Below are 12,992 nucleotides of genomic sequence, written 5' to 3'. Positions count from 1 at the left end.
AGGCGCTTCGCGCCGCTGTGCCGACCTAGCCCTAGAGCGCGCCGCCGGCCACGGGCGGCATCTGCGAGTCGGTGCCGCCGTCACCGACCGACTCGCGGTGGAGGTGGTTTTCGACCTCGAACAGGTTGCCGTTCGCGCGCTTGACGAGGTTCAGCAGGGTGCTCATCTGGGAGATCTCCTCGACCTGCTCCTTGAGGAACCACTGCGTGAACTGCTCGCTGATGTAGTCTTCTTCGGCCCGCGCCGCCTTCGCCATCGCGGAGATGTCGACGGCGACCTCCTTCTCCTGCGCCAGCGCCAGCTCGATGAGCTCGGTGACGCCCGAGAATTCGTTGCGCACCTCGCCGGTGCCCGGGATCTCGACGTGGTGGTCGCGGTCGAGCATGTACTGCACGAGCGCCATCGCGTGGTTGCGCTCTTCGACGGACTGCTTGTAGAAGTGCTTCGCCAGCTGCGGCAGGTCCTCGGCGTCGAACCACACCGCGAGCGCGATGTACTGCTGGGACGCGTTGAACTCGTTGTGGATCTGCGCCTGCAGCAGTTCGTAGAACTTCGAGCGCGGTTCTTTCTTCTTGGTGAGGGCCATGTGGATCAGAATAGGTCAAGATTGGCGAAAAGACCACTCGGTACTGGTGATCTACCCCCTATTAGGGTTACCATTCCTAAAGTAGACAGACCTTATTTAAGTAAGCCTTCCCTAAATTGTCGCGCGCATTTAGGGAAGGCTTACTTCATTTATCGCAACGGTTCGCGGTGGATCGGGCACGACATGCAGCGCGGCCCGCCGCGGCCGGAACCCAGCTCGGAGCCCGCGATCGGCAGCACCTCGATGCCGGCCGCCTCGAGCCGCTCGTTCGTCTCGACGTTCCGCTCGTAGCCGACGACGACGCCCGGGGCCAGTGCGAGCGTGTTGTTGCCGTCGTCCCACTGCTCGCGTTCGGCGGTGACCGGGTCGAGGCCGGTGTCGATGACGCGCAGCCGGTCGATCTCCATCGCTTCGGCCGCGGCCACCAGGAACGGCGCCGGCCCGGCCACCTTCACGCCGCCGTCGCCGGTCGGGCGCAGCGTGAACGCCGTGAGGGAGTCGCGCGCCAGCGGGTACATCACGACCGCGTCGGCGTCGACCATCGTGCACACCGTGTCCAGGTGCATGGTCGCGCGGGACTGCTCGATCGGCACCGCCAGCACGGTGTGCGCGATGCCGTCGGCGAACACCGAGCGGGCGAGGGACTCGGCGCCGGCCGCCGTCGTGCGCTCGCCGACGCCGATCGCCAGCACGCCCGGGGCCAGCAGCATGACGTCGCCGCCTTCGATCGGCGCGGAGTGCGCGCCGTACGCGCGCGCCGCGTGCCGGAACCGCGGGTGGTAGGCGTAGATCAGGTCGAGCACCGCGGTTTCCCGGCGGCGCGCGGGCATGGTCAGCGACGAAACGGCGACCCGGTCGGCGATCCACGCCGACGAGTCGCGCGTGAACAGCAGGTTCGGCAGCGGGTCGACGGCGAAGTCGTGCGGGTGGTTCATCATCCGCACCAGCGACGCGCCCTCGGCGGACGGCAGCTCCTCGAACGTCATCCCGGCCATCAGCACCTCGGCGAGGCCGGGCGCGCTGACGCCGGACAGGTGCGACCGCAGCGAGTCGGCCAGGTCGCCGCCGAGCCGCCGGTCGTCGACGGCCGCGTGGACGCCCGCCGCGTGGGCGCGGTCGTCCTCCAGCGCGGTGCGGAGCGCGTCGGCCAGCAGCAGCACCTCGACGCCGCGGCTGCGCAGCACCTCGGCGAACGCGTCGTGCTCGGCCTGGGCCCGGTCGACCCACGGGATCGAGTCGAACAGGAGCTGGTCGTTGTTGCGGGGCGTCAGCCTTTTGAGCTCGTTGCCGGGCCGGTGCAGCAGCACCGCGCGCAGGGGTCCGACTTCGCTGTCCACCCGGGGAGGTGTCGTTTCGTCGTTCACCACCCGATCCTATTCACGGCAGCCAGGAAACGTGACCTTTGAGCAGCGAATACCCGACGAACGAGACGAAGTCGAACAGCGTGTGCGCGGCCACGAGCGGCCACAGCCGGTTCGTCTTCTGCCACAGCCGCCCGAACACCAGCCCCATCACCAAGTTGCCGACGAACCCGCCGAAGCCCTGGTACAGGTGGTACGACCCGCGCAGCACGGCGGCGCCGAACGCCGCGTTGTTCTCGCGGACGCCGAGCTGCCGCAGCCGGGTCAGCAGGTAGCCGACGACCAGAACCTCCTCGGCGAAGGCGTTGCCGAACGCCGACAGCGTCAGCGTGACCGGCCGCCACCACGTGTCGTTCAATGTGGACGGTTGCACCGCCAGGCTGAAGCCGAGGTGGTAGGAGATGAAGTAGAGCGCCAGGCCAGGGAGCCCGATCACCGCGGCGAGCCCGAGCGTGAGCAGCGCGTCGCGGCCGGGGGTGCGGCGGTCCAGCCCGACCTGCGCGATCTTGATCCCGGCGCGCCACAGGAAGTACAGCCCGAGCGCGCCCCAGCCGACCAGCTGGGCGGCCGAGAGCAGCTGCTTGAGCAGGTCGATCAGGCTCGCCGCGGCCTGGGGCACGTTGAGCTGGACCTGCTGCTGGGCCAGTGGCGCAGGCTGCAGCAGCGAGTCCACAAGGGACAGCAGGCTGCGCACGCCGGAGAGGCCGAGCGTGATCCCGAAGACGATCACCAGCTCGATCTTGATCGCGCGGCGCTCCGCCGGGTCCTCGATCGTCCCGGGGAACTCGGGGCGGGCCGGGGCCAGCCACGATCGCGCGGTGAACGTCATGCGCGCACGCTACCTTCGGGGTATGCCGAGGAGCATCGCCACCAACGAAACCGTCGACCGCGCCGCGCTCGTCGAGTTCCTGTCCACCCGCCACCGCGCGATCCTGCTGACCACGAAGGCCGACGGCGGGCCGCAGCTCTCGCCGGTCACCTGCGGGGTCGACGCCGAGGGCAGGCTGGTCATCTCGACCTACCCGAAGCGCGCCAAGATCGTGAACATCAAGCGGAACCCCCAGGTCTCCGCGTGCATCCTGTCCGACGAGTGGAACGACCAGTGGGTGCAGCTCAACGGCACCGCGGAAGTGCTGGACATCCCGGATTCGATCGAGCCGCTCGTGGACTACTTCCGCGCCATTTCCGGCGAACACCCGGACTGGGACGAATACCGCGAAGCCATGGTCAAGCAGGGCAAGAGCATCATCCGGGTCACCATCGAGAGCTGGGGCCCGCTCGCCAAGGGCGGCTTCCCCGCCGAACTAGCCTGACGCGCCCCGCAGGAACGGGCAGCCGACCAGCCGCCGCAGCTCCATCGCGAGCTGCGGCGGGCTGTCGACGGACTTCGAAAACGCCAGCCGGACGTCGTGGTCGCCCGCCTCGGACTCGACGCGCAGCCGCAGCCCGAACCGGTCGAGCCCGAGCGGGCGGATCCGCCCCGCCCGCAGGTCCGCCGGCAGGTGCTTCGCCAGCTGGCCGACGACGTCGGAGTGGTCGCTTTCCAGGTGCCGCAGCCACTGGGCCTCGTAGTCGTGGAACGGGTCCGGCGGCGCGGCGCTGAACATGTGCGGGCGCAGCGAGTGCGTGCCCTCGGCGTCGGCGAGCACGAGCGACGCCGGGGTGAGCCGCAGCAGCGTGACGCCGTGGCCGACGTCGAGCAGGCGCTCGTCCGGGCGCGATTCGGCGATCGCGATCGCCCGCGCGCGGGCGGACACCGGCGAGAGCGGCCGCAACCAGCCGGTGATCCACAGCAGCCCGCGGATCGGCTCGCGCAGGGCGACCGGCGCCTGGTCGGCGAGCTCGACCAGCACGGCCAGCTCGCCGCGCTGGGTCTGCTTCGCCGCGCCGACCATCGGGTGGTCGTCGGGCAGCAGCACGCTCACGCTGCCGCTGTGGTGCACGTGGTGCAGGACCGGGACGACGCGCTCGCCGTCGAGGCCGGCGCGTTCGCAGGTGGGCACCCATTGCTCTTGGGGGTCCAGGGGGCTCGCCCCCGGCTGGGGCCTGGGGTTCGACCCCAGGGTGCGCAGGGCCGCCGGCCCGTTGCGAGTGGCGATCGTCTTCGCGCGCTCGGCGGGGTTCGGTGCCGGCGGGCGGCGGATGGATGTCGGTGCCTCGATCACGGCTCACCTCCTACTTAGGTGAGCCTAACCTGAATCCCTCGGTCTGGGTAGTCACCCGGGTCACTGGCGGCGTGCCGCTGAACGGAGTATCCGGTAACGCCGGTGACCGATTCACCGAAAAGCCGTTGACCAAAGCCGACACGGTGGGGGCCCAGCGTGCAGATCGTCCCGGTTCCCGAACGCGTGCCCGCGTTCGAACTCGATCCCGCGATGCCGTCCGGCGCGCTGCCGATCTTCGGCGAATACCTCGACCGGATCGGCCGGAGCACCGCGGACCAGCGGCTGCTGTCCTGGCTCTTCCTGGTGTTCGGGGTCGCCCAGTTCTTCACCGGCGCCGGCGTCGCGCTGCCGGTGGGCACGCTCGCGCTGGCCGGCACGGTCGAGGCGTGGTGGCTCCACCGCGCGTACGTCTACGTACCGGAAAAGCGGCTGAAGCGGGAAGCGTTCCGGCAGGTGGACGTCACCGCCGACGGCCTGGTCGTGGCCGGCCGGACGGTCGGCGTCCGGCTGCCGGACGGCCGCTGGCTGCGCGTCCGCCTCGACGAGGCCCACCGGCTGCTGCTGGCCGGCCACCGCCGCGTCTGGCTGCTGGGCCGCGGCCCGAAGGTGTTCGTCGGCTTCTCCGGGCTGGTCCGCGTTCGCCGCGCCCGGGTGCACGAGACGCCGCCGCCGGGTGCGGTTGCGGTACCGGCCCCGGCCGGCTCGGGCTCGCCGCGCCTCGACCCGGTGCTCACCGCGCACCGCCGCCAGCTCGCCCGCGAGCTGCGCACGACGGCCGCGTTCCTGCTGGTACTGGCCGGTTTCGCACTGTGGGTCCGGCTCGACTTCCCGGTCATGGGCTGGATCGCGTGGGCGTTCGCGGCGGGGGCGCTGCTGGGCGCGCTCGCGACGGGCCTGCGTTCGCTCGCCCACCGCCGTCCGCTGCCGGCCGACCACTGGACGGAACTGCGCGCGGTCCTGGACGGCCCGGTCCGCATGGGCCGCCGCGGTTCGGCGCGGTTGAGCGGCCTGACGATGCTGGCCGACGGCACGGTGGTCGCCTTCCGCCTGCCGAAGGCGGACCCGTCGATGGCGGCGAACATCGCGGCGACGGGCCGCCTGTGGATCGCGGGAGTCCCCCGCCCGGGCGCGGCCCGGACGGGCCTGCCGGGCTACCCGGTGCTGGGCACGGTCTGGCTCGGCTGACCCGGCCACCACGCCTCGGCTGCCCGCGTTCCCCTGCCCAAGTGGGTCCGCAGCGCCTTCAGCGCGGGGTGCGCGTCGTCCCGGCGCCAGATCAGCGAATGCGGGTAGACCGGCACCGGCCGTTCGAGCTTCACCCGCCGCAAGTCGTACTCCGCGGGCCACCGCAGCCGGGCGCCCGTGGGCAGCAGCGTGGCCACCTCCGCCGACTTCGCGATCGTGTCGAGCACGACCTCGGTACCGAAGTTCGGCCCGGCCGCGTCGATCGACAGCCCGAACGCCGTCGCGAACGCCGCGTAGTAGGCACCCCACTCGGTCCCGGGCACCATGCCCGGCAGCCAAAGCCGGTGCCCGGCCAGCTCGGCCGGCGTCACCGAAGCCGACCCGGCCAGCGGATGACCCGGGCCGCACAGCAGCTCGATGGGCTCGTCGAACACCCACTGCGCGTCGAGGTCCGGCGGCACCTCCACGAGCGCGCGGAAGGTCGCGTCGATCGAAGCGTTCCGGAGCGCGGCGACCGCGGTGTCGAAGAGGGTCACGACCTCCAGCGCGATCTCCGGATGGGCCTCGTGGAACTCCCGCAGCAACGTCGCCGGGCACAGGCGCCTGCCGATGACGTCGACGCGCAACGGTCCGGTCCGCACCGAAGCGAGCGCTCGCGCCTCCGCCGAAAGCAGCTCGCGCGCGTGCGGCAGGAATGCCTCGCCCGCCGCCGTCAGCCTCGCGCCGCGGGCGGTGCGGGTGAACAGCCTCGCCCCGAGCGTCTTCTCCAGCGCCGCGATGCGCTTCGAGACCGCCTGCTGCGTGATCGACAAATCCACCGCGGCGTCCTGGAAGCGGCCCGCCGCCACGGCGGCCACGAAGGTGCGCACTGCGTCGAGGTCCACGGCGACCGACTCTAGGTTCACAACGCCGCGTTGTGGCTCGCCGACGCGTCGGTTGTTTGCGCCGCCCACCCACTCCTCGCTTTGATCTCCCGGTGATGCGCAGGCGGCTCGGGCGGCGGTTCCGGTGGTTGTGGACGGCTTACGCCGTGAGCGCGTTCGGCACCTGGCTCGGGTTCGGCGCCTTCCCGATGCTCGCCATCCTCGTGCTGCACGCCGGTCCGGCGGCGGTGTCGGCGCTCGCCGCGATCGGGCCCGCCGTCGGGGCACTCGTGGCCGTCCCGCTCGGGCCGTGGGTCGACCGGCGCCGCAAGCGCCCGGTCATGGTGGCCATGGACCTGGTCCGGTTCGGCGCGCTGCTCAGCGTGCCCGCCTGCTACGCGCTCGGCGTGCTGAGCTTCGGCCAGCTGCTCGCCGTCTCGGTGGTCGTCGCCGCGGCGGACATCACCTTCACCTCGGCGAGCGGCGCCTTCCTGAAGGGGCTCGTCCCGCCCGAAGACCTGCTCGTCGCCAACGGCCGGTTCGAGTCGACGAACTGGACGGCCACCGCGCTCGGGCCGCCGCTCGGCGGGGCCGCGTTCGCGGTGCTCGGGCCGGTGACATCGGTGGCGGCCAACGCCGCCAGCTTCCTGCTCTCCGCGCTCGGGCTCCGCGCGATCGGCGGGGACGAGCCGCGCCCGCGCACCACCGAGCGCCCGCGCGCGCGGGATCTGGCCGACGGGTGGCGCTTCCTGCTGGCCCACCCCGGCCTGCGTCCCCTGCTCTTCAACACGATGGTCTTCAACGGCCTGGTCATGGCGACCGAGCCGCTGCTCGCCGTGCTGATGCTGGGGGAACTCGGGCTCACGCCGTGGCAGTACGGGCTCGCGTTCGCGGTGCCGTGCCTCGGCGGCCTCGCCGGCTCGCGGCTGACCCCGCGGCTCGTCGCGCGCTTCGGCCGGCACCCCGTGCTGCTGACGTCGGGCGCGGTCCGGGCCTGCTGGCTCCTCGCGCTCGCCTTCCTGCCCCACGGCACGGGCGGGCTGGTCTTCATCATGGTCGTCGAACTGGGCCTGATCGTCAGCTGCAGCGTGTTCAACCCCGTGCTGGCCACCTACCGGCTCGAACAGCTGCCGCCGGACCGCGCCGGCCGCACGCTCTCGGCGTGGTCGGTCAGCACGAAGGCGGCCATCGCCGCGCTGACCGCGGTGTGGGGCGTGCTCGCCGGCGTCACGGGTCCGCGGGTCGCGATCGGGATCGCCGGCGTCGTCATCCTCGCGACGCCGGTGCTGCTGCCGCGGCGCGACCGGACGCCGGTCGCCGTCTAACCCAGCGACTTCCGCGTCGCCTGCTCGGTCTCCAGCACGCCTTGGCGGATGCCTTCCAGCTGGTCGCTCAGCTCCCGCACGGCGCCGGTGTCCACGGCGAAGTCCGTCGTCGCGGCCGTCAGCTCGGCGACCCGCGCCACCAGGCTGTCCAGGCCGAGCGCGCCGGACTGCAGCTGCGCCAGCAGCTTGTCGCGCGCGCCGGAGAGCCGCGCGTGCACGTCGGCCTGGGCCTGCACCGCCGCCAGCGCCTGTTCGAGGTCGCCGCGCACTTCCGCGCTCGCCGAGCGCAGTTCGCGGTCCAGCCGGCGCCGCTCCTTCCCGACGGCGTCGAGGTCCACCCGGGACAGCGCCTTCCCGGTCGCCGACGCGCGGCCGGCCAGCCGCCGCAGCGTCACCAGCGTCTCCTGGACCACCGGTTCCATGTCCGCGACGCGGTCGGCGAGCGGACCCGAATCGAGCGAGTCGCTGAGCGAGCCGAAGCCTTCAGCCGCGCTTTCGGCCCGGCGCAGCCAGTTCTCCTCGGCCGACCCGGGCGCGACGTCGAGCACGCGCGCCGCACGCTGTTCCGGCTCCTTCTCGCGGGTCGCGACGGCGACGCCCGCCCGCGCGGCGAGCACCGCCACCCCGACCCCGACGGCGGCGACGACCGGCAGCTGCACGGCCCAGGCCACCCCGGCCGACGTGACGGCGAACAGCAGCCCCCACGGTTCGGCGAGCTCACGGGCGAACTTCATGACCGGCAGGATCTCAGAAGTTCGAGATCACGGAGGTGAAGACCTGGTTGATCGAGTCCGGTTTGGACGAGTCGTACTCCGATCCTTCGGTCGCTTCCGCGATCCGCTTCAGCACGTCCTGGTCGGCGTCCGAGCCGTAGGCGATGGTGAACAGCCGGACCGTCTCCGCGTTGCCCTCCGGCCGCAGCTGCGGCAGCAGGTGGTCGAGGTCGACGCCGCCGGGATCCTCGTTGCGGCCGTCGGTCAGCACCACGACCGCGTTGATCGCCGCCGGGTCGAGGTGCGCCTTCAGGTACTCGTACGCGGCCTGCGACGAGTCGTAGAGCCCGGTGCCCGCCTGCGGCGTCAGCCCGCTCAGCCGCATCGCGAGCGTCTCCTTGCCGCTGTTTCCCAGCGCCTGCAGCGGGACCAGCTCCTGGTAGTCCTTGTCGCCGTCGAGATGGGTGGAGAACTGCCAGAGCCCGACCTGGTCCCGCGGCACGAACTGGCCGAGCGCGTCGATCGCGGCCTGCTTGGCCAGGTCGATCTTGCTCTTGCCGGTGCCCTTCACCTCGTCACCCATCGAGCCCGAGACGTCCACGACCAGCAGCACGTTCGCCTTCTTGCGCAGCTCGGTCCACGACGCCAGCAGCTTCGACAGCACCGTCGGGGACGGTGGCCGGATGAAGTTGATCTTCGCATCCGGCTGGACACCGTTCTGGGTCGTCACCTGCGGCCCCGGCTTGCCCTCGAACGACCGGAAGCCGAGCGCGGCGAAGCGCTGCTGCGTCTCCGGGCCGCGCAGGTAGCCGAGGAAGTCGGCGGCGATCTGCTTGCGCGTCGGGTCGGCCCAGTTCAGCGTGACGAACGGGTGGTCGGAGTTGAGCGTGCCGTCGGCCGGGTACAGCGCGACCAGCGGCACCTTCGGCGGCGCGTGCTGGCCGACCTTGGCCGGGTCGTTGGTCGGGTTGCCCAGGTTGTAGCCGATCAGCGAGTTCTCCTCGACGGTCACCGCCGAGATGTAGGACAGCGCCGCGCCGCGGTCGTCGGCCTTCTGCAGGTTCGTCAGGAAGGTGAGCGTGTTGTCGCCGTAGTGCACGATCGCCTGCTCGATGTTCGTGACGAACTGCCGGGCCTCGGGCTTCTCGAGCGCGGCCGCGGTGAGGTCGGACGACGTGCCGGTGGCCGCGTAGTACGCGCCGATGGTGGCGTTCAGGCCCGCGGTCGAGATGTTCGGGTTCGTCTTGCCGAGCCGGAACCTGCCCCACTCCGGGTGGCCGTACTTCGCCCAGCCCGCCGGGTCGGTGGCGAGCGTGGCGAGGTCCTTCCAGCCGATCGGCTTGGCCGGCCAGCCCAGTGCCTCGGCCATCGGCTTCGGCATGGCGACGGTCAGCGGCGAGTTCGCGACCGACTGCGGGTCGCCGTCCGGCACGATCGACCCGGTGTCGCCCTTGGCGTTGACGCGCAGCAGGTTGACCCAGCCGCTCGCGGCCGGCGTCCAGACGTCCGGGCGCGGGCCGTCGGTGGCCTCGTTCCAGCCGTTCGCCAGTGCCTGCATCGCGATGCCCGACGACTTCGATTTCACGACGACGTCGACGCAATGGCCGGCCACGGTCCGGCCGGAGTAGGCCTTCGCGGCTTCCTGGACGATGCCGGCCTTTTCCGGTGACGAAGCGACGTTCAGCGCGACGGCGTCCGAACCGGTGCACTTCGGCGCCTCGGCCTCGTCACCCGAGTCGCTGGTCCAGGCGCGGATCCCGATGATCAGCCCGGCGGCGACCACGATCGCGGCCAGGAACGGGAGAATCTTTCTCTTTCGCCGTGCTGGTTGGGAATTGATCATCGAACCCTCCCCGTTCCGCCACCGGAAATCTCATTATCCGGCAGCGGAACGGGAACGGGACGGTAATTCGGGAAACTTGACTATCCCTTGGGTCCGCGGCGCGACCACGTCCACGCGTACCCGGGATCCTCGGACGCGTCGGCGGCCTCGCCGAGGTCCAGCGGCGCGAACGTGTCGACCATGACCGCGGTCTCGTCGAAGAACTCCGCGCCGATCGACGCCTCCGCCGCGCCCGGCTGCGGGCCGTGCGTGAACCCGGAGGGGTGCAGCGACAGCGAGCCGACGCCGATGCCCGAGCCCTTGCGGGCCTCGTAGTTGCCGCGCACGTAGAACATCAGCTCGTCGGAGTCGACGTTCGCGTGGTTGTACGGCACCGGGATCGAGTCCTTGTGGTAGTCGACCTTCCGCGGGCAGAACGAGCAGACGACGAAGTTCGGGCCCTCGAACGTCTGGTGCACGGGCGGCGGCTGGTGCACGCGGCCGGTGATCGGCTCGAAGTCGTCGATGTTGAACGCCCACGGGTAGAGGCAGCCGTCCCAGCCGACGACGTCGAAGGGGTGCGTCGCGTACGTGTAGCGCGTGAGGCCCGCGCGGTGCCGCACGAGCACCTCGACGTCCTCGCCGTCCACCACGAGCGGCGACGACGGCCCGCGGATGTCGCGCTCGCAGTACGGCGCGTGCTCCAGGAACTGGCCCTTCGCCGACAGGTACCGCTTCGGCGGCCCGATGTGGCCGCGCGCCTCGAGCGTGAAGAGGTTGACCTCGCCGTGGGGGACGACGCGGTAGGTGCACGACGTCGGGAGCACGAGGTAGTCGCCGTCGCCGATGTCGATGCTGCCGTAGATCGTCTCGACCGTCGCGGAGCCGCCGTGGACGTAGAAGAGCTCGTCGCCGGCCGCGTTGCGGTACAGCGGGCTCGGCGCGGTCGCGGTGACGAAGCCGATGGTGACGTCGTTGTTGCCGAACAGCCGGCGCCGGTCGGTCACGGCGTCGGTCTCGCCGCCGAACTTGAGCTCCTGCGTCTTGAAGGCCCGCGGCTTGAGCGGCAGGTTCGGCGTCAGCGAGCCGCGGTCCTCCTCGACCGCAACGGCGTCGACGATCGCCGTCGGCAGGCCGCGGTGGTAGAGCAGGGCGGAGTCGGCCGAGAAGCCCTCGACGCCCATCAGCTCCTCGGCGTAGAGGCCGCCGTCCGGCTTGCGGAACGCGGTGTGCCGCTTGTGCGAGATCTCGCCTACTTGCCGGTAGTAAGGCATCGCCGTGCCCTCCAGACGTGTCCGCTGTGCGGACGATTTTGTCCTCATGCCGTACGCTACTAGCGTGTCAGTCGTGTCAAGCGCTGTGGAACTCACGCCCCCCGGCCCCCGTGGGATTCCTCCCCTGTTCGCGAGGCTCGTCGACGACTCGGCGCTGTTCCCTCCGGGCGATGCGGCCATGCCCGAAGCCCTGCGCGCGCATTTCGCGAGCCGGGAGTCCGAACACGCCGGTGTCCTGGGGGTTTTTCTCTGCCAGGCCTCGCGGTTGCCGGAGCTGATCACCGAGCTGATCAAGATCAAGCCGAAGCAGCCCCTGCCGCTTTCACTGATCATCGACACCGGCCTCGGCGGCGTCCCGAAGGCCATCTCGATCGTCGAGTCGCGCAGTGAGCTGCTGGCGCTGCGGATGGTCGAGATGCCCGCGCCGTCGGACGTCGACGAGGTGTGGCTGGAGCGCGTCTCGGAGTTCGTCCCCGAGGACGTCATCCGGGTGGTCGAGCCGCGGCGCGGCGTCGGCTGGCTGGACGGCGTGCGCAAGGTGATCGAGCACGGCAGCTGGCCGAAGATCCGCTGCGGCGGCAAGGCGGGGGAGAACTTCCCCAACGTCGACGAGGTCGCGGACTTCCTCGCCGTGGTCTCCGGATCGAGCGGGGCGTCGTTCAAGGCGACGAACAGCCTGCACCGCGCGGTGCGGCACACGGACCCGGACACCGGCTTCGTGCACCACGGCTTCCTCAACCTGCTCGTGGCCTCCGCGCGCAGCCTCGCCGGCGGCGACGTCCGGGCGGCGCTGGAGTCGACCGACGCCCAGGCGCTGGCCGACGAGGCCCGGGCGCTGTCCGAGCCGGCCGCGAAGGCCGTGCGGGCGCTCTTCGCGTCGTACGCGGCCGCGTCGTTCGATGAGCCGGTCGCCGACCTGGGCGAACTCGGCTTGCTGTGACCAGCCGGGAGGGGTCGCTGACGCTCGACCGGGGGTTGGCGCTGCTGCAGGCAGTGGCCGACGCCGGCGGCGACGCGGCGACCATCTCCGAGCTGGCGGTCACCATCGGGGCCAGCCGCGCGGCCGTCTACCGGCTGCTCGTGCCGCTGTCGGAGCGCGGGCTGGTCTGGCGCGACGGCACCAAGGTCCGGCTCGGCGTCGGCCTGCTCCGGCTGGCCGGCCAGGTCCTCCCGCAGCTGCGGGACGCGGCCGGGCCGGTGCTGCGCGAGCTGGCCGAAAAGGTCGGCGCGACCGCCCACCTGTCGGTCGCGCAGGGGACGCAAGCGCTTGCGGTGGCCGTCGTCGAGCCGTCGTGGACGAACTTCCACGTCGCCTACCGCGTCGGGAGCCGGCACTCGCTGACCGCCGGCGCGGCGGGCAAGGCGATGTCGCTGCGGCCGGGCGGCGACGGCTGGGTGACGTCGGCGGGTGAGCTCGAAGCAGGGGCGTCCGGGGTAGCGGCCCCGGTCCGCGGGGTGCCGGGGCTGAAGGCGAGCGTCGGCGTCGTCTCGATGGAGCCGTTGAAGGCCGCCGAGGTGGGCCCGCAGGTCGTCGCGGCCGCCCTCCGGCTGGCCGACATCCTGAAGACCGACGGCTAGCTGTATTGCCCTGTGAGGTTGGGGACGCGGCTGGCGGGGGGTTTGCCGGCGAGTGCGGTGTGGCCGCGGTGGTGATTGTAGGTGTGTAGCCAGCCTGGGAGGGCTTCGCGGCGCTGGGTT

13 protein-coding genes and 1 pseudogene are annotated in these 12,992 nt (G+C 71.5%); 5 read left to right on the top strand and 9 right to left on the bottom strand.

Features of this window, described 5'->3' with window-relative positions:
- Nucleotides 1–31: 31 nt before the first annotated feature.
- The 3 genes from ACLJQM_RS34270 to ACLJQM_RS34260 all read right to left on the bottom strand — a co-directional run bounded on the left by ACLJQM_RS34270 (nucleotide 32) and on the right by ACLJQM_RS34260 (nucleotide 2,776).
- Nucleotides 32–586, bottom strand: a complete 555-nt coding sequence (locus ACLJQM_RS34270) for a ferritin (protein ID WP_247015986.1) — start codon at nucleotides 584–586, stop codon at nucleotides 32–34.
- 149 nt (nucleotides 587–735) lie between these two features.
- Nucleotides 736–1,923 carry an arginine deiminase gene (locus ACLJQM_RS34265; RefSeq protein WP_247025419.1) on the bottom strand — a complete coding sequence of 396 codons (1,188 nt, stop codon included), beginning with the start codon at nucleotides 1,921–1,923 and terminating at the stop codon, nucleotides 736–738.
- A 40-nt stretch (nucleotides 1,924–1,963) separates the two neighbouring features.
- A complete protein-coding gene (locus tag ACLJQM_RS34260) occupies nucleotides 1,964–2,776 on the bottom strand; it encodes a CPBP family intramembrane glutamic endopeptidase (protein ID WP_410634518.1) in 813 nt (270 codons plus the stop codon).
- A 22-nt stretch (nucleotides 2,777–2,798) separates the two neighbouring features.
- Here ACLJQM_RS34260 and ACLJQM_RS34255 point away from each other — a divergent pair, with 22 nt between their 5' ends.
- Nucleotides 2,799–3,260, top strand: a complete 462-nt coding sequence (locus tag ACLJQM_RS34255) for a PPOX class F420-dependent oxidoreductase (RefSeq protein ID WP_410634516.1) — start codon at nucleotides 2,799–2,801, stop codon at nucleotides 3,258–3,260.
- Here the strand turns inward: ACLJQM_RS34255 and ACLJQM_RS34250 are convergent.
- Nucleotides 3,252–4,112 (bottom strand): DUF2470 domain-containing protein, encoded by an 861-nt coding sequence (locus ACLJQM_RS34250; protein ID WP_410634514.1) that lies wholly within the window; start codon nucleotides 4,110–4,112, stop codon nucleotides 3,252–3,254. The genes ACLJQM_RS34255 and ACLJQM_RS34250 overlap by 9 nt on opposite strands.
- 156 nt (nucleotides 4,113–4,268) lie before the next feature.
- On the opposite strand from ACLJQM_RS34250, the gene ACLJQM_RS34245 reads away from it, so the two are divergent.
- Nucleotides 4,269–5,297: a hypothetical protein gene (locus ACLJQM_RS34245; RefSeq protein ID WP_410634513.1), complete on the top strand. Its 1,029-nt coding sequence runs from the start codon at nucleotides 4,269–4,271 to the stop codon at nucleotides 5,295–5,297.
- On the opposite strand, the gene ACLJQM_RS34240 is transcribed toward ACLJQM_RS34245, so the two are convergent.
- Nucleotides 5,264–6,181, bottom strand: coding sequence for a LysR family transcriptional regulator (locus ACLJQM_RS34240; RefSeq protein WP_410634512.1), 918 nt, complete (start codon nucleotides 6,179–6,181; stop codon nucleotides 5,264–5,266). The genes ACLJQM_RS34245 and ACLJQM_RS34240 overlap by 34 nt on opposite strands.
- 92 nt (nucleotides 6,182–6,273) lie before the next feature.
- Between ACLJQM_RS34240 and ACLJQM_RS34235 the strand changes: the two genes are divergently transcribed.
- Complete coding sequence (locus tag ACLJQM_RS34235) at nucleotides 6,274–7,485, top strand: MFS transporter (RefSeq protein ID WP_410634510.1); 1,212 nt, start codon at nucleotides 6,274–6,276, stop codon at nucleotides 7,483–7,485.
- Here ACLJQM_RS34235 and ACLJQM_RS34230 read toward each other — a convergent pair.
- The 3 genes from ACLJQM_RS34230 to ACLJQM_RS34220 form a co-directional block, all read right to left on the bottom strand.
- Entirely contained in the window at nucleotides 7,482–8,219 is a 738-nt protein-coding gene (locus ACLJQM_RS34230) for a hypothetical protein (RefSeq protein WP_247015974.1), read from the bottom strand. The genes ACLJQM_RS34235 and ACLJQM_RS34230 overlap by 4 nt on opposite strands.
- A gap of 13 nt (nucleotides 8,220–8,232) precedes the next feature.
- Nucleotides 8,233–10,041 (bottom strand): substrate-binding and VWA domain-containing protein, encoded by a 1,809-nt coding sequence (locus ACLJQM_RS34225; protein WP_410634509.1) that lies wholly within the window; start codon nucleotides 10,039–10,041, stop codon nucleotides 8,233–8,235.
- Between the two features lie 80 nt (nucleotides 10,042–10,121).
- Nucleotides 10,122–11,294 (bottom strand): homogentisate 1,2-dioxygenase, encoded by a 1,173-nt coding sequence (locus tag ACLJQM_RS34220; protein ID WP_410634508.1) that lies wholly within the window; start codon nucleotides 11,292–11,294, stop codon nucleotides 10,122–10,124.
- An 85-nt stretch (nucleotides 11,295–11,379) separates the two neighbouring features.
- Between ACLJQM_RS34220 and ACLJQM_RS34215 the strand changes: the two genes are divergently transcribed.
- Together ACLJQM_RS34215 and ACLJQM_RS34210 are read left to right on the top strand one after the other, a co-directional pair.
- Nucleotides 11,380–12,234, top strand: coding sequence for a hypothetical protein (locus tag ACLJQM_RS34215; RefSeq protein WP_281506343.1), 855 nt, complete (start codon nucleotides 11,380–11,382; stop codon nucleotides 12,232–12,234).
- Nucleotides 12,231–12,872 (top strand): IclR family transcriptional regulator, encoded by a 642-nt coding sequence (locus ACLJQM_RS34210; protein WP_410634507.1) that lies wholly within the window; start codon nucleotides 12,231–12,233, stop codon nucleotides 12,870–12,872. The genes ACLJQM_RS34215 and ACLJQM_RS34210 overlap by 4 nt, the downstream gene beginning before the upstream one ends.
- Here ACLJQM_RS34210 and ACLJQM_RS34205 read toward each other — a convergent pair.
- Nucleotides 12,869–12,992, bottom strand: a pseudogene (locus ACLJQM_RS34205) (IS481 family transposase); the annotation flags it as partial. The gene ACLJQM_RS34210 and the pseudogene ACLJQM_RS34205 overlap by 4 nt on opposite strands.

Origin of the sequence: Amycolatopsis sp. cmx-4-83 (assembly GCF_046548815.1) — a bacterium.
Taxonomy (GTDB): Bacteria; Actinomycetota; Actinomycetes; order Mycobacteriales; family Pseudonocardiaceae; genus Amycolatopsis; species Amycolatopsis pretoriensis_A.
Note: the sequence above shows the minus strand (reverse complement) of the source record. Positions and strands in the feature narration are given on the sequence as shown.